The sequence below is a fragment of the Dickeya oryzae genome, assembly GCF_009372235.1.
GTDB classification, from domain to species: domain Bacteria; phylum Pseudomonadota; class Gammaproteobacteria; order Enterobacterales; family Enterobacteriaceae; genus Dickeya; species Dickeya oryzae.
Genome location: NZ_SULL01000013.1, coordinates 151,153 through 170,649 on the forward strand (window position 1 = coordinate 151,153; position 19,497 = coordinate 170,649).

Annotated in this window: 18 protein-coding genes; 8 read left to right on the forward strand and 10 right to left on the reverse strand. The window is 54.6% G+C overall.

All coding sequences use genetic code 11. The features are described 5' to 3' along the window. Positions 1-22: 22 nt before the first annotated feature. The 5 genes from FAZ14_RS14375 to FAZ14_RS14395 are packed head-to-tail and all read right to left on the reverse strand — an operon-like array spanning position 23 to position 4,401. Complete coding sequence (locus tag FAZ14_RS14375) at positions 23-1,030, reverse strand: 5-oxoprolinase subunit C family protein (RefSeq protein WP_016942576.1); 1,008 nt, start codon at positions 1,028-1,030, stop codon at positions 23-25. Then, a complete protein-coding gene (locus FAZ14_RS14380; protein WP_019845610.1) occupies positions 1,017-1,901 on the reverse strand; it encodes a 5-oxoprolinase subunit B family protein in 885 nt (294 codons plus the stop codon). Before FAZ14_RS14380 ends, FAZ14_RS14375 begins: the two co-directional genes overlap by 14 nt. 1 nt (position 1,902) lies before the next feature. Then, positions 1,903-3,288, reverse strand: a complete 1,386-nt coding sequence (locus FAZ14_RS14385) for an acetyl-CoA carboxylase biotin carboxylase subunit (protein ID WP_153508746.1) — start codon at positions 3,286-3,288, stop codon at positions 1,903-1,905. A gap of 52 nt (positions 3,289-3,340) precedes the next feature. Beyond that, positions 3,341-3,589: an acetyl-CoA carboxylase gene (locus tag FAZ14_RS14390; protein WP_038908287.1), complete on the reverse strand. Its 249-nt coding sequence runs from the start codon at positions 3,587-3,589 to the stop codon at positions 3,341-3,343. A gap of 29 nt (positions 3,590-3,618) precedes the next feature. Then, positions 3,619-4,401: a 5-oxoprolinase subunit PxpA gene (locus FAZ14_RS14395; protein ID WP_153508747.1), complete on the reverse strand. Its 783-nt coding sequence runs from the start codon at positions 4,399-4,401 to the stop codon at positions 3,619-3,621. A gap of 127 nt (positions 4,402-4,528) precedes the next feature. On the opposite strand from FAZ14_RS14395, the gene FAZ14_RS14400 reads away from it, so the two are divergent. Further along, positions 4,529-5,443 carry a LysR family transcriptional regulator gene (locus FAZ14_RS14400; protein WP_016942582.1) on the forward strand — a complete coding sequence of 305 codons (915 nt, stop codon included), beginning with the start codon at positions 4,529-4,531 and terminating at the stop codon, positions 5,441-5,443. Here the strand turns inward: FAZ14_RS14400 and FAZ14_RS14405 are convergent. Then, positions 5,440-6,621 (reverse strand): MFS transporter, encoded by a 1,182-nt coding sequence (locus FAZ14_RS14405; protein ID WP_153508748.1) that lies wholly within the window; start codon positions 6,619-6,621, stop codon positions 5,440-5,442. The two genes, FAZ14_RS14400 and FAZ14_RS14405, sit on opposite strands and share 4 nt — an antisense overlap. Positions 6,622-6,717: 96 nt before the next feature. On the opposite strand from FAZ14_RS14405, the gene FAZ14_RS14410 reads away from it, so the two are divergent. Continuing rightward, complete coding sequence (locus FAZ14_RS14410; RefSeq protein ID WP_016942583.1) at positions 6,718-7,212, forward strand: MarR family winged helix-turn-helix transcriptional regulator; 495 nt, start codon at positions 6,718-6,720, stop codon at positions 7,210-7,212. A gap of 69 nt (positions 7,213-7,281) precedes the next feature. Here FAZ14_RS14410 and ompX read toward each other — a convergent pair whose 3' ends face one another. Beyond that, positions 7,282-7,797, reverse strand: a complete 516-nt coding sequence (gene ompX / locus FAZ14_RS14415; RefSeq protein ID WP_016942584.1) for an outer membrane protein OmpX — start codon at positions 7,795-7,797, stop codon at positions 7,282-7,284. A gap of 373 nt (positions 7,798-8,170) precedes the next feature. Here ompX and rhtA point away from each other — a divergent pair, with 373 nt between their 5' ends. The 6 genes from rhtA (at position 8,171) to FAZ14_RS14445 (ending at position 14,758) form a co-directional block, all read left to right on the forward strand. After that, the gene (gene rhtA / locus FAZ14_RS14420) at positions 8,171-9,052 is read left to right on the forward strand and encodes a threonine/homoserine exporter RhtA (protein ID WP_038926341.1); all 882 of its coding nucleotides are present in this window, start codon (positions 8,171-8,173) and stop codon (positions 9,050-9,052) included. Positions 9,053-9,513: 461 nt separating this feature from the next. Further along, positions 9,514-10,017 (forward strand): DNA starvation/stationary phase protection protein Dps, encoded by a 504-nt coding sequence (gene dps / locus FAZ14_RS14425; protein WP_016942586.1) that lies wholly within the window; start codon positions 9,514-9,516, stop codon positions 10,015-10,017. A 500-nt stretch (positions 10,018-10,517) separates the two neighbouring features. Continuing rightward, the gene (gene glnH, locus FAZ14_RS14430) at positions 10,518-11,264 is read left to right on the forward strand and encodes a glutamine ABC transporter substrate-binding protein GlnH (RefSeq protein ID WP_038926342.1); all 747 of its coding nucleotides are present in this window, start codon (positions 10,518-10,520) and stop codon (positions 11,262-11,264) included. 155 nt (positions 11,265-11,419) lie between these two features. Continuing rightward, complete coding sequence (gene glnP / locus FAZ14_RS14435; protein WP_012885097.1) at positions 11,420-12,079, forward strand: glutamine ABC transporter permease GlnP; 660 nt, start codon at positions 11,420-11,422, stop codon at positions 12,077-12,079. Continuing rightward, positions 12,076-12,798, forward strand: a complete 723-nt coding sequence (glnQ, locus tag FAZ14_RS14440; protein WP_012885098.1) for a glutamine ABC transporter ATP-binding protein GlnQ — start codon at positions 12,076-12,078, stop codon at positions 12,796-12,798. The genes glnP and glnQ overlap by 4 nt, the downstream gene beginning before the upstream one ends. A gap of 232 nt (positions 12,799-13,030) precedes the next feature. Then, positions 13,031-14,758, forward strand: coding sequence for a fibronectin type III domain-containing protein (locus FAZ14_RS14445; protein WP_153508749.1), 1,728 nt, complete (start codon positions 13,031-13,033; stop codon positions 14,756-14,758). A gap of 118 nt (positions 14,759-14,876) precedes the next feature. Here the strand turns inward: FAZ14_RS14445 and FAZ14_RS14450 are convergent, their stop codons facing one another. From FAZ14_RS14450 to ybiB, 3 genes are all read right to left on the reverse strand, one after another. Further along, positions 14,877-16,154: an acid phosphatase gene (locus FAZ14_RS14450; protein WP_153508750.1), complete on the reverse strand. Its 1,278-nt coding sequence runs from the start codon at positions 16,152-16,154 to the stop codon at positions 14,877-14,879. Between the two features lie 266 nt (positions 16,155-16,420). Beyond that, positions 16,421-18,286, reverse strand: coding sequence for a M3 family metallopeptidase (locus FAZ14_RS14455; RefSeq protein WP_153508751.1), 1,866 nt, complete (start codon positions 18,284-18,286; stop codon positions 16,421-16,423). A 30-nt stretch (positions 18,287-18,316) separates the two neighbouring features. Beyond that, positions 18,317-19,285: a DNA-binding protein YbiB gene (ybiB, locus tag FAZ14_RS14460; protein WP_153508752.1), complete on the reverse strand. Its 969-nt coding sequence runs from the start codon at positions 19,283-19,285 to the stop codon at positions 18,317-18,319. Positions 19,286-19,497: the final 212 nt, after the last annotated feature.

Here is a 19,497-nt window from a genome sequence, read left to right on the forward strand (position 1 = left end):
GAGTTGGCGGGGCTGTCTGAAATCAGTGCGCTAACAGATGTTCCAGCCGCTCAAGGCGGTGGCGATAGTGCTGGCGGGCAAGCAACGCCTCCTCCAGCGATACCGGCGTAAAGCGAACGCCGTAATGGGGTTGTAACTGCCCGATGAGGTCCAGATCACTGCTGATCACCGTGCCCAACGTCATGTACCCTCCGCCGGATACCGCGTCTCGCAACAAAATAATCGGCTCCAGCCCGCCCGGTACTTGTACCGAACCGATGGGGTAACAAGCATCAACGATATTAGATGGGTCTGATCCGGCACCAAAGGGCGGTGTGCGCGGCTCAAACGCTAGCGGTGCGCCACCTTTCAGGCGATAACCAATACGATCCGCCTCGGTGCCAACCCGCCAGTTATCAGCGAAGAACTGCTCGACGGCAGCGGGTGTCAGCCGATGAATATACAAGCCAGTGACCATGCGCAGCGTCACCTGCTTATCCAGCGGCTGAAGGCAATCTGCAGGCACCGTCACACCGGGGTTCACCTGACGGGTCGGTACCCCTATCGGTAAGACATCGTTGGCCGCCAGCCGCCGCCCCTGATAACCGCCCAGTGCACCCAGCGCATAGGTCGAACGGCTGTCCAACACCTCAGGTACCGCAATTCCCCCGGCTACCGCCAGATAGGCACGACAGCCTGCCGTCGTCGGTGCAAATCGCAACACCTGACCGGCCCGCACTGCAAACGAGGTATTCATCGGCATCGCGTCGCCATCCAGCAACGGCGACATGCGCGCGCCACACACCGCCACCACCGCATCGTCTTCAAACTGTAATTCCGGCCCCAGCAACGTCATTTCCAGCACGGCTGCCTGTGCCGGATTTCCCACCAGCAGGTTTGCCAACCGCAGTGAATACTGGTCTAACCCACCGGACGGCGGGATACCGAGATGGTAATACCCTTCGCGCCCGGTATCCTGTACCGAGGTGGCAAGCCCTGGCCGGATAACGTTGACTCGCCCACCCGATAGTGGACCACTATTGCGCTGCATACAGCACCCCCTGAAGATAGTGTTTATAACCCACCGGGTCGGCGAGGAATTTATCCAGCTCAAACGTGACCGGGCGAATACGCAGGCTGAAGCTGCCCGCTTCCACCGCCTGCACGTCTTGTTCGTAACGAGCCAGATCAATGGGCTTGAACTGCACGATGTCGCCCGCACGGAAAAACACCATCGACGATTGTAAATAGTCCAGCCGCTGCTCCGGGTCGTAAATCGGTGCTGGCGTCACGCCAAATAACTGGTAGCCACCAGCCCCACGTACCGAGTAGATGCAGCCGAAACAGCCACCATGCCCCAGCGACAGTTTGGGGGTATCAGTACGCGGACGCAGGTACTTCGGTACCTGAAGCTGTTGTGCCTGCTCTGCCATTTGGAACATGAACGGTAATCCCGCCACGAACCCCACCATCGATACAAACCACGGTGTACCGCTGTGCGCGGCAATAAACGCCGCCACATCCTGATAACCGTTGATACGAGCGGCGTACTCCAGATCAGTAGCGCTGGGGTCCTGATGGCGATCGCGAAACCGCATCAGGGTCTCGTGTGTCCAGGGGTCGTTGTACAGCACTGGAATTTCGATGATGCGTGTGTCGAGCACCGTCATCGTTTGCGCCTGACTCTCGGTTTGTCGCACCTGTTCCAGCAGCGCCTGCGGTGCGATGAGGTCCGGGTTAAAACGTACCTGAAACGATGCGTTAGCAAGGCAAATATCCAATACGCCGGGCAACGCCTGCTGTTCGAGCGCCCGGGTCATCGCCAGCCCACGGAAGAACGCCCCCAACGACATCGCTTCGTCAATTTCAGCAAACAAGTGCTCATCGCCACCAAAGGTGTACCTGATTTCAGGGAACGTCATCTCAGGCCTCCCTGCTCAGCGGTAGCGCGTCGGCTTCCCGCGCCTGTAGCCAGTTTTCCAGCGAAGTGGTATCAAAGCGCCCAGCCCGCACGCGGGGGTCAGCCAGCAGCCACTGGTGTAACGATTGCGTGGTCGTTATCCCATCGATCCGTAGCTGGCGCAGCGCCTGTTCAGCACGGGCCAGCGCTTGTGAGCGATCCGCCCCTGATACCACCACTTTCGCCAGCAGTGAGTCGTAATACGGTGGAATCCGGTAACCACTGAACACATGGCTGTCGATACGAATACCGGGGCCTTGCGGCCAGGTCAGCGAGGTCACCACGCCGGGGCAAGGAAAGAAATTGCGCGCTGGGTCTTCCGCGTTAATTCGCATTTCGCAGGCATGCCCGCGTAAGGCAATCTCTTCCTGACGCAGCGCAAGGGGTTCACCACTGGCGATACGCAACATCCACTGCACCAGATCAACGCCGGTTACCCGCTCGGTAACCGGGTGTTCGACCTGAATGCGGGTATTCATTTCGATAAAATAGAACTGCTCTCGCTCGGTATCGAACAGGTATTCCAGCGTACCGGCGCTGCGATAGCGCAACTGCTGTGCCAGCTGCAATGCGCTACGGCACAGCGCGTCACGCTGTTCTGGTGATAACGCCGATGAAGGCGCTTCCTCAAAAACTTTCTGACGTCGGCGTTGCAGCGAGCATTCACGCTCATACAAATGCACCGCCCGTTCGCCATCCCCCAGAATTTGCACTTCAATGTGGCGGGCATGACGAATAAACAGCTCCAGATAGACATCGCCACATCCAAATGCCGCTTTCGCTTCACTTTGGGCGATCGGTAATTCCCGTTTCAGGTCATCCTCGTTATTTACCACCCGAATGCCGCGCCCACCGCCACCGGCGGCAGCCTTAATCAACAATGGATAGCCAATCTCCGTCGCCGCCTGCAACGCCGCCTCCAATGATGACAGCACCCCGGAACCGGGAACGACCGGTACCCCAGCAGCCTGTGCTGTGCGCCGTGCGGCAGCCTTGTCCCCCATCAGGCGAATGGTGTCCGCCGTCGGGCCAACGAACACCAGCCCCGCTTTTTCCACCGCGTCGGCAAATGCCGCATTCTCCGACAGAAAACCGTATCCCGGGTGGACTGCATCGGCACCGCAATCCTGAGCGGCCTTGAGCAACGCAGCCTGATTCAGGTAACTTTGATCAGCGCGCGCCGGCCCCAACAATACCGTTTCATCCGCCAGACGCGCGGGCAATGAATCGATGTCGGCTTCGCTGCAGGCAGCGACCGAGGTGATCCCCAGACTGCGTGCGGCATGAATAATGCGTACGGCAATCTCCCCACGGTTAGCGATAAGCAATTTTTTGATCGGCTGACGCATCGTTGTGGTCCTCCTGATGACGTAATAATGAGGTTATAGGGTAGATTTACCGTTATTCATCGATTTTTATGATGGCTATAACCTGCCCCGGTTCCAGCGCATCACCGTTATTCACACAAAACGAGACTACTACCCCGGCCTGCTCCGCATAAATTTCACTGAACTGCTTCATTACTTCGACCAGGCCAATAACGCTATTCGCCGTCACTGGGGTATTCTCTTCAATAAACACCGGGGTGTCCGGGGCAGGCTGCCGATAGAAAATACCCGGCAAAGGGGAACACACTTCATATGTTTTCATTATCTTTAACCCTTATATTTATTGATTGATTACCGATGATTGAAACTATTTTTCAATGGCGAGCGCACGTGGATATTGGCGTCATTCAATGCTTCTCGCGTGGCCTTAATTAATGACAACGCACCGGGGGTATCACTATGAATACAGATAGAATCAAACTCGACAGCGATATCCTCACCGTCAACCGTCGTGACCTTGCCCTCAACACACGCGCGCACGACCTTCGCTGCCACTGCCGTTGGGTCTAGCGTACCGACCCGGCGAGTAAACACGATAGAACCGCTGATGTCGTATTCCCTGTCACCATAAAACTCACAAATAACAGGATGTTGCAGCTTTTTCGCTTCCTGCCATACCAACGAACCGTGCAGGCAAAATAACCGCAATTCCGGGTCCAGCCGGTGTAACGCTTCCACAAACTGTTGCGCGGCAACCTGATCGCGGGCCAGATGCATATACAACGCGCCGTGTGGTTTCACATGCTGTAACGGTAATTGATGCAGTCGGGTAAATTCCCGCACCGCCCCAAGCTGATACAGAATGTCATTGACCACTTCCTGCGGCTGGCTATGAATATGCCGACGACCAAAACCAACCAGATCGCGAAATCCGGGATGGGCACCCACCGCCACACCACACGCTTTAGCCCATTCGATGGTCTGACATATCGTTGAAGGATCGCCTGCGTGAAATCCAGCGGCAATATTGGCCGAACTGATATAAGGCATAATCTCCTGGTCAACGTTATCGCCTATTTTCCAGGGACCGAAGTTTTCGCCCATATCGGAATTCAGATCGATTTCATATTTCATAGTTATTTCTTATTTGTGATGGTTTTGTTTAAAAATAATATAGAACTACAATTTTCCATTCGGAAAGACGTATTTTCAGAACACTCACTATCTGAAAAACAGAACGCTCATCGATAAGGAAACGGTCATGGTCACATTGCGTCAGATCCGCTACTTCATCGCCACCGCCGAGATGGGCCAAATCTCACAGGCGGCGATTCATCTCAACATTTCGCAGTCGGCGGTTACGACCGCGATTCAGGAGCTGGAAAACCTGCTGGGTAAGCCGCTGTTCCTGCGCTCGGTACACGGTATGACGCTGACGGAAAACGGCAGTTACTTCCTGAATCACGCTTATGCAGTGCTGCGCAGTGTGAACGACGCCATGAACATCCCATTAACGGACAACCGGATCAGTGGTTCACTGAATATCGCCGCCAGCTACACGGTCATGGGCTACTTCCTGCCCTTTCACCTGCAACGGCTGTCTGACGGTTTCCCTCATGTCACCCTGCACCTCAATGAACGTGAGCGGCAGGATATCGAACTGGGGTTACTGGACCGTTCGTTGGATCTGTCGTTAGTGCTGACGGCTAACCTCACGCACCCGGAAATTACCTCAGAAACCCTGTTTAATTCCGAACGACGTTTATGGCTGCCCAGTCGACATCCTTTGTGTGATAAAGCGGAAGTGAGCCTGGCGGATGTCGCTGACGAGCCTTTTATCATGCTGACCGTCGATGAGGCGGACCACAGTGCGATGCGTTACTGGGAATCAAGCGGACATCGCCCGAAGGTGATGCTACGCACCAGCTCGGTGGAAGCGGTGCGCAGTATGGTGGCGAATGGGTTAGGTGTGGCGATACTGTCTGATCTGGTGTACCGCCCCTGGTCACTTGAGGGGCGGCGTATCGAAACCCGTTCACTAAAAGATAAAGTTCACCCCATGAGCGTTGGGCTGGCCTGGTATCGTGACGCCGAGTTTACCCCGGCCATGCAGGCAGTACGGGAATATTTCCGTAATCTGTTCCTGACACCGCAGTTGGCGTTTTCACGCCGTTAGGCTGATGCCGGAACCGGATGACGTGGGCCAAAACGCAGTGCCATCAGGATCAAGACGACAACACCCGCCGCCATGATAAGCCAGGCTTGATTCAGCCCGCTGGTGTGTTGCCGGATAAATCCTGCCAGCAGCGGCATCAGGCTGGCTATCAGATAACCTCCGCCTTGCACAAAGCCCATCAGCGCCCCGGCCTGACGCGGGTCGTCTACCTGATCCAGCGCGATAATCAGCGACAGTGGAAACAACGCGCCAATCCCCAACCCCAGCGCCACCATAATCGGTAGCACCAGCGTCAGCGGTGCCAGTATCAGGCCAGCCATGCCCAGCAACAGCAACAGCAATACCGGCAGCAACAGATAGCGCCGGTCAGGAACATGGTTGATGAGCCACGACACCAGCAACCCGGCCACCACTTCTGTCAGCGTCAGCCCGCCCAGGAGCAGGCCACTATGGGCCGAACTCCAGCCAAGCTGGGTGTAGTAAGGCGGCAACCAGGCCAGCACCAGCGTGTAAGCGGCAGTGCCGATACCAAAAAAGATCATCAACGCCCACGCCCGGCTACGCGACAATGTGGTAACGGCTTTCGTGTGCGGTGCTTTATTTGGCATTGGGTTGATCGATACAGTGATCATCCAGGCCACGGCAGCCAGCGTCGCCAGACCGCCCCAGATTGCCAGCGCACCGTCCCAATCCATCACATCCGCCAGCGGAGAGACACTGGCTGCGGCCAGTGCGGCACCCGCCATAATCGCCGTGGTGTACAACCCCATCATGCGACTGCTTTGTTGACTGAAGCTACGACGCAAAAACGACGGCATCAATGCCTGAATCAACGCAATACCGATACCCGCTAGCGCCGCGGTCAGCAGTAACCCAGCGGTACCGGTTAACCAACAACGCAGCAGGCTGGCAACCGCAATGCCGACAATGCCGACACCGATCCCCCGGTATTCACCCACCCGGGCCTGCAACCACCCGCCATACAAGGCGCAAATCCCCATCGCGAACACCGGTAGCGTTGTCAGCAAGCCCGCCTGCGTATCCCCCATGCCGGTATCCGCCTGAATCCGTGACAACAACGGCCCAATACCGGCCAGCACCGGCCGGAGGTTAAGTCCCAGTAACATGACGGTAATAACGACAAAAAATAGTGATTTGGCACGAATTGCGTGTGACATAGCGCTCCCTGTGGCTCCTGATACTTGAGCAATGATACATTTTACCCATAGAATATCTTCACAAAAAGAATCTTAACGTCAAGATAAATTATACGTATGACTGATCGAGCAGATAACGCATATAAGCAATGGCAACGAGAAAGACCGGATATTGATCCGTTTCCGATGCAACTGGTAGGGCGGCTGTTTGAAGCCTCGTTGCGGCTGGAGCGGGATCATCTTAACCCGCTGTTTGCACAGTTTGGCCTGCGTCCCGGTGAATTTGATGTACTGGCCACCTTGCGGCGTAGCGGTGCACCTTACGCACTGACGCCCACGCAACTGTACGAAGCGCTGATGATGTCATCAGGCGGTATGACCAACCGTATCGATCGGCTGGAGCAGGCACAATGGGTCGTGCGTCAAAGTAACCCGCAAGACCGACGCGGCACCCTGGTGAGGTTGACAGAAAAAGGACGGGAACAGGTCGAAGCACTGCTGACGCAGCATATTGATAACGAACGGCAACTACTGGCATCACTGGATGCAGAAGAACAGCAACAGCTGAATGTGTTGCTCAAGAAATTACTGGCCGGTTTGCCACAGCAATAAAAAATCCGCCCGGTTGGGCGGATTGTTAAGCGTACGGTGGTTACACCGCACCTGTCGCACTGGGTGCGATTAGAAACGGTAGCCTACGCCAACGTTCCAGCTGCCTACGTCAACGCTGCGGATGCGGCTCTGTTCGTAGCCAACATCAAAGGCAACGTTCTGAACCGGGTTGAACTGCAGCCCAGCACCATACACAAAGCCAGCATCGCTATAGCTATTGTTAGAAGTGCCATTGGTTGCATTAGCGGTGAACTTACCTGCGCTCACACCCACCAGACCGTAGATGCTTGCCCAGTCATTGAAGCGGAAAGACGGACCGGCACTGAAACCATAGTACTGTGCTTTATCGTAAACACCGTTGGTGGTCTGGCTATCCTGCAGGTAGGTGAAAGAACCTACCACGCCCAGTTGGCTATTATCGAACTCGTAACGGTACTTCAGGTTGAAGCCCGGCAATTTGTTCATTTCACCTTGAGCGTCGCCCTGAGCATAACCCAGAGTAACAGTACTTTCACCAGCGACAGCAGAACCAGCGCTTACAGCCAGAACACAAGCTAAAGCGGAAAGACACGCGATTTTTTTCATAATATGCCTCGAATTTATCTTACCAAAGAAGATTTAAGCGAGGTAAATATAACAAAAAATTAGGGCACATGCTGCCTGGTTATTATTTTTCAATTAGGGCAATCATGTAACAAAATTTTTCAAAACAAAGCTAATCAACTGTTTTAAAACAAAAAACAAAGTTCATTTTGGCATAAAAAAAATAATAATGGGCCGTTCTTTGATGCAGAGTTTTCTTAATTTTTTGATTAATTTTCAGGCTGATTTTATATCAAAAAAAAGATTTTCAAAGTGAGAGTAAATTAAGGTCAACAAGAGTAAACTACGCGAGAATAATTTGTTCATTTATTGCCTGCTTTTCCCCGATTGCCCCACTGAATGTTAAGGCCCTGCAATGACCTTGATTTCCGCATTAAAAAACTCCGTTCTGTTGCCCGTATTACTGCTAATCATCGCCATGCTGTCCATCCAGACGGGGGCCGCGCTGGCCAAAACGGTCTTTCCACTGATCGGCGCATCCGGCATGACGGTGCTGCGTCTGGCGATAGGCTCGCTGATTTTACTGATAGCGTTCAAACCCTGGCGGCGACGCGCGGGTTCTAACCGGTTGCCATTGTTGATTTATGGCATCACGCTGGGCGGCATGAACTATCTGTTTTATCTGGCGGTGCGCACCGTGCCATTGGGTATTGCGGTAGCGCTGGAATTCACCGGGCCGCTGGCGGTAGCGATACTGGTCTCGCGTCGGGTGTTAGATTTCGTGTGGATAGCGCTGGCCGCCGCCGGGCTGTGGCTGCTGTTGCCACTCGGTCAGCACGTCAATAATGTCGATCTCACCGGTGCGGCTTTCGCCGTGGGCGCAGGAGCCTGTTGGGCAGGCTACATCCTGTTTGGCCAAAAAGCGGGTGCCAGCCACGGTGCCGGTACTGTCGCGATGGGCTCGCTTATCGCCGCGCTGGTATATTGTCCGATAGGGTTGCTGTTCTCCGATATCAACAGCCTATTGTCGATGAGCATCTTACCCATCGGCATTGCCGTGGCGGTACTCTCTACCGCCTTACCCTACACATTAGAAATGATGGCGTTGACCCGGTTGCCGACACGTACCTTCAGCACATTGATGAGTATGGAGCCCGCGGTAGCAGCCTTATCCGGCATACTGTTTTTGAATGAGCACCTGACCCTCACTCAGTGGCTGGCGCTGGCATTCATTATTATTGCGTCTCTGGGCACCACGCTCAGCGTAAAAACACGTAGCGCCTCTGCCACATCCTAAAACACCGGCTGTCAGTATTGCCCTGCAATACTGACTCACCATTGGGTATCACTCTGGCTAAAAAATAATTTCCCACCGGTCATCCGGCTGGGAAATAGTGCGTTGATTGCCTTTACTGCCTCCAATCGAAAGTGTCATTCTTCACTGATGCGTTATTAACCACCGCATTCAGAAAATCAGTGGATTATTCCAATAGCACTAAATGTGAAGTTAATCTTCTTGTTTTCGCAATCAGGCTGGCAACGTAAATCATTCCCCCTCCTTCTCCGATCTTCTTTCGCTTTTTTAGCGAGTGATGTGAGCGATAAATAACATGCCAACAGCGCGTTATTTCTCACTGACTGAAGCTATTCCTGTAATAGACCGAACTGAGCATCCCCGACTGATATCGACTGTTATAATTCTTTTCGTTGAAAGCCAGACTCATTATCAGCAACAGAAGAAATAAAGAGGATAACACTATGCGTACAGCCAAACTGGTAAAAGCAGCCTCTGCTGACCTTATTTTCACCCGTAACGATCTGGACGATAACGTTAAAGCCTCGACCATCGCCCTGCTCAACCAGCTGGTCGTGGACTTTACCGATCTGTCGCTTATTACCAAACAGGCGCACTGGAATATGCGTGGAGCCAATTTCATTGCCGTACATGAAATGCTGGATACCTTCCGCACATCGCTGGTGACCCATCTGGATACCTTCGCCGAACGCGTAGTGCAATTGGGCGGCGTGGCGACCGGCACAGTGCAGGTCATCCATCAGAATACGGCGTTAGCCAGTTACCCACTAACGCTCCACAGTGTGCAAGACCATCTGAAAGCATTGGCGGATCGCTATGCTATTGTTGCCAATACGGTGCGTAAAGCCATCGGCCAGGCGCAGGACGAAGATACCGCCGACATGCTCACCGCCGCCTCCCGCGATCTGGATCAGTACCTGTGGTTTATCGAAGCTAACATCGAATAATTCATCAATCACTGCCGGCGGCTCTGCCGCCGGGTTTCCCCGATTGTTATCAGCACTTCCCCTTGACCGTTGTTCTCTCTACCCATTTTTCACGATTCTGGCACCCTCAGACACCATGAAATAATATGCATTTTTTTTGCATCACTACTCAAAGCGCATGTATGGCAGCCAAAAAATGTACAAAAAATTAGCGCTTGTTAGCAATATTACCTTTTGAACGTAATCAACGGTTGTGTCCCCTGCACAATTCAGTTATTCATAGCAGCGCGTTCCATAGGCGTTTCTGATGGAAGCACCATAATTATTAGCGGGTCTACCCGTCCTGTTTTGGCAACGACTCCCCCTGTTTTCTCCGCCGCACCGTCAACGGCAGCACGGCGGGCGACCCTAGCCGATGCCGTGCCATCAGCGTCATACCGACATGCCGGAGCGGGTGCAACACACCTGTGAGGTGCGGTGAGACAGTGGAATATATAACCAACGAGAGGAAGGACGTTTTGATGAAATCGTTATTTAAATCTTCACTGGCCGCATTAGCGCTGGCCTTCAGCCTGTCCGGTCAGGCCGCCGAAAAGCCGCTCATCGTAGCAACTGATACAGCATTCGTACCGTTTGAATTCAAGCAAGGCGACAAATATGTCGGTTTTGATATCGACCTGTGGGATGCCATCGCTAAACAGCTGAACCTGACCTATACCCTGAAACCGATGGATTTCAGCGGGATCATCCCGGCACTGCAAACCCGCAATGTGGATCTGGCGTTGGCTGGCATCACTATTACTGAAGAGCGTAAGCACGCAATCGATTTCTCGGACGGTTACTACAACAGCGGCCTGCTGGTGATGGTGCGTGCCGACAATCAGGACATCAAAGGCGAGCAGGATCTGGCCGGTAAAGTCGTGGCAGTGAAGAGCGGCACCGGTTCTGTCGACTATGCGAAAGCCAACATCAAAACCAAAGAGCTGCGTCAGTTCCCGAACATCGACAACGCCTATCTGGAACTCGGCACTAACCGCGCCGATGCTGTGCTGCACGACACGCCGAATATCCTTTACTTCATCAAAACCGCAGGCAATGGCAAGTTTAAAGCGGTAGGCGATTCCATCAAAGCACAGCAGTATGGTGTCGCGTTCCCGAAAGGCAGCGACGACCTGCGCACCAAGGTGAACGCGGCGCTGAAAACCCTGCGTGACAACGGCACCTACGCCACTATCTACAAGAAATGGTTCGGTACTGACCCAAAATAAGAAGCGGGAACACAACACGCGTGCTGAGCAGGCGTGTTACCTGGTTAACGACGTACCAGGTTGAGTAACGTATCCGCTTAATAGCATTTAGGGTGCCGTCGGCCAGACCGTTCGGCACCTTGCTATTACAGAATGATTATTGCTGGAGAATGTTCATGCAGTTTGACTGGAGTGCCATCTGGCCGTCCATCCCGCTTCTGCTGGAAGGGGCGAAAATGACCCTGCTGATTTCGGTGCTGGGTCTGCTGGGGGGGCTGATAATTGGCGTACTGGCAGGGTTTGCCCGTGTTTACGGCGGCTGGCTGTCCAACCGTATCGCGCTGGTATTTATCGAAATCATCCGCGGTACGCCGATTGTCGTACAGGTGATGTTTATCTATTTCGCACTGCCGATGCTGCTGACGTCGATACGTATCGACCCGTTTAGCGCGGCTGTGGTCACCATTATGATCAACTCGGGCGCTTATATCGCGGAAATCACCCGTGGCTCTGTGTTGTCTATCCACAAAGGCTTTACTGAAGCGGGTCTGGCGCTGGGGTTGTCCCGTCGTGACACACTGCGTCATGTTATCGCGCCGCTGGCGTTGCGTCGCATGCTGCCGCCACTGGGCAACCAATGGATCATCAGCATTAAAGACACCTCGTTATTTATCGTCATCGGCGTTGCAGAACTGACCCGCCAGGGACAGGAAATCATTGCCGGTAACTTCCGCGCACTGGAAATCTGGAGCGCAGTCGCCATTATCTATCTGGTGATAACGCTGGTGTTGAGTGCCGTTTTACGCTGGCTGGAAACAAGACTGAAAATTATATGATTGAATTTAAAAACGTATCGAAACACTACGGCCAGACGCAGGTGCTGCACGATATCAACCTGCAAATTAAACAGGGCGAAGTCGTGGTGATTATCGGGCCGTCAGGGTCTGGCAAATCCACCCTGCTGCGCTGCATCAACAAGCTCGAAGAGATTACCAGCGGTGAGCTGGTGGTGGATGGTCTGACCGTCAACAGCCCGAAAGTGGACGAGCGACTGATTCGTCAGGAAGCGGGGATGGTGTTCCAGCAGTTCTATCTGTTTCCACACCTGACCGCGCTCGAAAACGTGGCCTTTGGTCCGATTCGGGTACGTGGCGCCAGCAAAGCCGACGCGGAAAAACTGGCACGCGAGCTATTGGGTAAAGTGGGTCTGGCAGAACGTGCGCACCACTACCCTTCCGAGCTCTCTGGCGGTCAACAGCAGCGTGTGGCTATCGCCCGTGCATTGGCGGTTAAACCGAAACTGATGCTGTTTGATGAGCCCACCTCGGCGCTGGACCCAGAACTGCGTCACGAAGTCCTGAACGTAATGAAGGATCTGGCTGAAGAAGGCATGACCATGGTGATCGTGACCCATGAAGTGGGATTCGCCCAGAAAGTCGCCTCCCGCCTGATCTTCATCGATAAAGGCCGCATCGCTGAAGATGGTCACCCGGATGAGTTGATTTCCAATCCGCCCAGCGATCGTCTGCGTGAGTTCCTGCAACACGTATCCTGATAGCACAGTGACGGCGGCCTTGACCAGGCTGCCGTCAGTACTGGCTTCTGGCTCCTTCTGATTGCCCTTCCCCGTTGCTGTTATTATCACCACTCGATGTCCGACTATTCCGAGATTGATGCTACCGGATTTGGCATTTTTTCCTGATTCCGATACGCTGCACGAAACGTTTCTCACGCATTATTCATATCACTTTTAAATCAATACGTTATCAGTTCACCAGGATGTACGCATGAAAACTCCCCGTTCTCGCCTTTCCCGACGCCGATTCAGCGCCCTGCTGGGCGGATTGTTTTTCAGCGCATATGGGTTCGCGGACGACACGCCGCCCACGGTCGATACGCAACGCAGTGCTGACACCGTCGCCTCATCCAGTACTTCCGCTCTCAGTACTTCCACGCTCAATCATTCCGCATTCGATAAAGGCGATCAGGATCTGTCCTATCCGAAGATCAACGGCCTGTACCAGCGACCAGCAAGCAGTGGCGTCACGCTGGTCGGCGACAACGACGGTGAAGCTAATAAGTACGTTGAACCGGTTAAAGGCTCAAAAGAAGGAAAGTACCTGTTATTACACGCTGGAGAGCACCTGACTTTGACCGGCCAGGGGTATTTTCTGATGCACTGGGAACTGAACTATTTCAATCATGGCGGCACTTTACTGGCAGACAATGCGCCATTGGTGACGACCTCGCAGGGTTTCATCAAAAAAGTGGCGTTAACCGGCCGTTACGCGCCGGATTACCCCCTTGACGGCGCACCCGGTCGCTCTGCGGTGTGGAACGCCGGTATCCAGACCAGCACTGGCAACCCGCTGGTGCCTTTCTCCGTTGGTGCACCGGCTGGTAACGGTGAAATCATGCCCAGCCTGTGGCTCAACGAGATTTTCTATCTGGACGGCACAGCGACACTCACTCAGCGCGAAGGCCCGGTGGATTATGACATCAGCATCACGCCACTGACGCTAGCCGACGTGAATAACCGGCTGGCGGCAACGCGCTATCGCATTAACGCCACCACGCTACGCGACGGTATCTCGTTGGATCCCTATACCGGCGCAGATAAGCCCCCCGCCTCGCCCGATAGCCTGACAGCAGGCGTTATTTCCAGCTCGGTGGTGCAATTGGACTGGAATGATAGCTCGGACAACGAGCGTGGCTTCGTCGTTGAATATTCGTATGCGGGTACTTTCGGCGAAGGATCCTACGACACTACGCCCCATCACTATGATGCTGGTGCAGTCTATACCAGTGCCAAATCGCTGGGGCCGAACGCCACCTCCATCGAAGTCGGGACGCTGGAGCCCAACACGACTTACGCCTTTCGGGTCAAAGCCTACAATCAAGCCGGAGATTCTGCCTACTCCAACGTGGTCACGGTCACCACACCGCCCGCCGCCCCACTCAGCAGCAACTGGACGCAGCAGGATATCGGGAAAACCGACACGCCCGGCTCCGCCAGCGAAGATCACGACGTGATTGCGCTACAAGCGCATAACGGCGATATGTGGGCAGAGTCTGACAGTGTCCATTTTGTGTATCAAAAACTGAAAGGCGACGGCAGCATTACCGCACGATTGATAGACCTGCGCTATAGCGACCCTTACGCCAAAGCCGGTGTGATGATGCGTAATACCCTATCCGACAGCAGTGCTTACATGCTGACTGGCTATATCGCCTCATCCGGCGCGATGTCGCAATGGCGCAGTAAAGAGGCCAGTGCCACGGGCAGTCGGGGACGGTTTGCCAAATCCGAGAATGGCAGTCAGCCGACCTGGTTACGATTAACCCGTGATGGCAACGCCTTTATCTCTGAGGTATCCAGCGATGGGCAGAGCTGGACTACGCTCAATAAAGTCATCAATCAAAACATGAACGATACGCTGTACGTCGGGCTGGCACTCTCGTCACGCCACAATAATGGGAAAGTCAGTTTTGATAACGTGAGTATTGCGCGCTAGTCGCCCCCGTTGCAGTTGGTTATACCATTGCAGTTGGGTATAGCCACAAAAAAGAGAGGCGTGAATCTCGCCTCTCTTCATCGCTCACCATGATTTCCCTCAGTGAAGAGGGAATTCTTTATTTCTTCGCGGCTTCCACTGCATCATGCAGGTTCAGGCGCTGCCAGAAATTGGCATCCGGCCCACCGGCGGACAACGGATAACCGTCAGCAATGGCGGTTTTTACCATCAAGGCACGACGTTGTGCCGCGCTCAATTGAGGCAATGGCCCTTCCAGCAACACCTCAGCGCCTTCCGGCACCTTGACCGACTGGGCTTTCACCTTCGCCATCGGCAGGTTGTACGTCATGGTGTAACGGTAGAATGACTTCATTGCCGGGTCGGTGTAAGGGTCGTTTTTACCCTGCGGTTTGGCACATTCCGCTACTGTCGTGCCACAGGCCTTTTCCAGCGCGGCCCGCAACTGGGCTTTCGCCTCGTTGAACAACACGCGGTATTTCGGATCATTGAGGAAATGCGCCACGCTACGCTCGGCGGTCATGCGTCCACCGATGACATCCAGCGGGTAATGTACCCCCAACACCAGACGGGAATATCCGTAGGTGGCGGCACGGTCGAGGAGCGGTACAAAACGCTCTGGCAGCATCTGCGCCAATAGCAGTGCATCGTTATAGCCGCCATTGGTATGCCCGCTCGGGAATGAACCACCCGACGCCGTGTAAAGCGCATTGTCCGCCACGACAGCGGTATCCGGCACCAGATGGATGCTGTTACCCTCGTGTTTGAACGGACGCGGGTAGTTAAACGCGTTTTTCGCCGCAGAGGTACTGACGTTAGTGGCTTTAATCAACGCAGCCGCTTTGCCGATTTCACCTTTCTGGTAGACAGCAAGAAACGCCTTGCCCAATTTCGGCCCCAGCGCTTCTGCCAGCGCATACAGATAGCGGGTATTTTCAGCGTCAATCAGCGCTTTCTGCCGCAATGGCAGCGTCGCTTCCAGATTAATGCGCTCAACGGTCGCCAGGTTTTTCGCTAACACCTCGGCTGGCAGGGTTCTGAACCCTTCCAGCAATTTCACGCTGGCCTGCTGCTGGTCCTTCGGGTTGAACGCGTAACCGGTGGCTTTCAGCCATTTCATATCACCCTGCGGTTCCCCCTGATCCGGCGCTTTATCCAGCACGGCGCGAGTCAGCTTTGGCGCGGTTCCCTGTAAGGCTTTTTGCAGGTACTGCTGCACCCGTTGCTGCATTTCAATCACCGGCGCACTATTGCTGGCCTCGGTGGTCGTTTGCAGCAGGCTTATCTGCGGCAACTGGGTGTCACTACGGGAAGCGGCTTGCGCCTGGGCTGTCGCCAGTGAGCAAACTACCGCCATAAACACGTAAGAATAGCGCATGATATGTCCTTTTTTATTGTCACGGATTATCGTCAAAGACAGAAACAGCATCAGCCTAAGCGCTGCTGATGACAGTTCAGTGAAACTTTTTTAATAACAGGCACTTTCATTGCAAATTGATTGCAAATAACCACCAGACCAGTATAGGCAGGGGTTTGTGATGGCGCGAGAGAGCCGCACCGGTTTAGCGATATAAAAGGGTTATGGGAACACAAGAGACAGTGAGTGAGACAGGCGCTGTGGTTCGCCACAGCGCTTGTACGTACTCAGGCATGAAGCAGATAGGTTTCCTCAATCACACGGGCGAATGCCTGGCACATGACGTCATCGCCATCCTGATTGTCTGCCAGCACCGTATCACCATCCACTACCTGGATATGGGCGTTGAGGGGGAAATCTGCCGCGGGTTGCGGGCGCGCCATCGCCGCGGCGATGGTGGCCTGTGCCTGCTGCCACACCTGCTCAACCGTCAGGTTGCACTCATGAGCCAGATAGTCTGGATTGAATCCTTCGCCCGTCAGGCTGCGTAGTGTTTCATCGTGGCTCAGGCTATTGCCGGGTTGCCAATAATGGCGCGTCAAATCCGGACCAATCGCCGGGTTATCTGTCAAATAGCCATCACGCTGACGGAAGAAATGCCGCGTTTGCTCTACCGCCATCGTCGCCAGCAGGTAGCCTTGATAGGAGCAGGCTGACTCCATCGACAACAAATGGGGGATCGCCATCGTCGGGCGCGGACTGCCGCTGATGCCGAGAATGCGTTGTTCAGTCTCGCGGGCCAGCTGCAAAATCGCCTCGGGCGTGCGCGCCTCGTCATCCATGCAGTACAACTGCCATTCGAAATACGGCACCAGCAAAATGTGGCGTTCGTTGAACGCCCGCATCGGCTGGCGGGCGCGGATATCGGCCTGAATCAACGCATCGGGGATCACCTCGCCTTGCGCGTTACAGGCATAGCGCTTGAGCCAGTCGGCATCCTGCAACAGGCTGTCACAAAACATCGACTGCGTTTCGGCGTAGGCCATCGACGTCGGCGGAAACTCCTGGGCAAAACACGGCGCATTCTGGCAGATATTGGCGAAATGCGCCGCATGGCCCCCTTCATGGAACAACGTGTTGATACCGTTGGCACCACTGCCTACCTGATCGGGCTGCGCCAGACTGGTGAAGTTGATGCGCGCAGGCAACCACCGGCCTTCGTCGACAAACGGTGGCACGGGCTGGTGCATAAAACCGTTTTCATATTTCCCTTTGCGTACCAGCAAATCGAGCTGCAGTTGTGCCCCACGAAAGCCAATATGCAGACGTTTGAAGCTATCGACCCAGCGGGACAACGATGCTGAAAATGGAAAGTACGGGTCCATCTGCCGGGTCACGTCGCCGGTACTGGCATAGCGCACGTTCCACGGTGTTAATGCGTCCTCGCCTTTTTCCGCCGCCAGTTGACGCAGACTACGCAGGTTGGCCTCACGAGTCTGTTCTTCGAAGCGGTCAAGAATGGCGAATAACTGCTCCGGCGTCATGCGCTCGGTCTTGTTGACCTTGTAGTCAAAGTAGTTGCGATACCCCATCTGACGAGCAAAGCGGTTACGCAGGCTGACCAGTTCCGGAAACCCGTGGTTGACCAGCCACTGTTCCAAATCACGCAGCGCCTGTTGTGAGCTACGGCGATGCGCCTCGTTATCATTGGTAGCCTGGTTGGTCAGCAACTCGCCAAGCGACGCGGCAACCAGCTCTCCTTGCTCGTCGATATGCATAGGCTGATAGGTTTTGCGACGAGCGAACAACGCATGCTCAGCGGCAATCAACTCATCCATCAGCGCCTGCGCCTTCGGGTCTTCAATCACATTGCAGTCAAAAAAGCGATACCAGCCGCGTAAACCGTGCAGCAGCGCGTCACGCGCTTCACTGGCAGCCTCAGCTTCAACCGTCGCCATGTGTTGGCGCAATTCGGCCAGCCGTGAGGATTGTGCAATAAAGCGTTTCCAGGCACTCTCCGCTTCGGAAAAGCGGGTAGCCACGGTCTCGTCACCGGTCCCCATGTAACACTGCCAGAAAAGATCTTCTTTCGTTTGATGTACCACCAGATAATCGCGGTTCAGGGCGTCAAAATACGCCTTAGCCTGTTGCATGTGGTTGTTCCTTATCGTTAATCGTTATGTTCAACCCAGTCGTTTTCGTACTGTCGACACCGCCTGCTCCATCGACGCGGCTTCGCCGGTTCCTACCAGACAGCACGCCAGTTGCAGCCGAATCGCTTGCGGTATCGGTTGTTCCCCCGCCAGACAGGCTTGCGTCCAGCGAGCCGTCGTCACCGCGTCTTTATCAGCAGGCAGTGCTGAGCGATCGACGGCGATATCCTGACGGACCTGCAAAAGATCGTTGCGCTGTTCACGGATAAAATACATTTCCGGGCAGCGCTGTGGGTTAGCGTACACCTCGCCTTCCGTGCCGTGCATCAATAACGCACGGCCATTGATGTCCTGAAAAAAGGTACCCACCCGGCCGACGTATTCCGGGTGCGACACGCTTGCCAGACGCAACGCCGCGCCTTCATCAAACGGCGTAGCCAGCTTGGCCAGCGTATGCGCGCTATTACGCACCCCCATGCGCCAGCGCAAATCCAACTGACGCTCGATGGCAGGACACAGCAGCGACACCGGCATAAACACCGGCTCACCTTCATCAAGCCGTTGCTGTGCCGACGGCGCATCACTCACCGGCATCAGGCCCAGCTCACGAAAAATCGCCTCGCTGGTCACGCGGGTTGGGTCGTGGCTCACACCGTGCACCACCACCGGCAGCCCCAGGCGGTGCAGCAACAACGCCAGTAATGGTGTCAAATTAGCTTGTTTGCGTGCGCCGTTATAGCTGGGGATCACCACCGGCATCGGCCTGTTAGCCGGTACGGACAGACGTAGCGTCTGTTCGCGCATCGCCTGATAAAAGCCCCGCATTTCGGCTTCAGACTCGCCTTTAATGCGAAATGCAATCAGCAGCCCACCCAACTCCAGCTCCGGTACTTGATCATTGAGTATATGACCATACAGCTGATACGCCGTGTCCTGGTTCAGATCGCGCGCATGATTTTTGCCGCGACCAACCTCTTTAATGATGTGGGTGTAATCCATGATCTGCTCTCACTGGTAAGGCGATGGTTAAACGGTGCCCTCAAACGGGCGAGTAGGTAGCCCCGGTTATGTGGGATAACACACTGGAAACATAGCATGAATGAGTCTTAGGGGAAGCGTGAAATCACCGTTGCTGCCCCCGACGGGAGCAGCAAGGAAAGCAGATCAGCGGTTATCGTTTACTGTTGATGCGGTTGATAGCCCACCTTGAA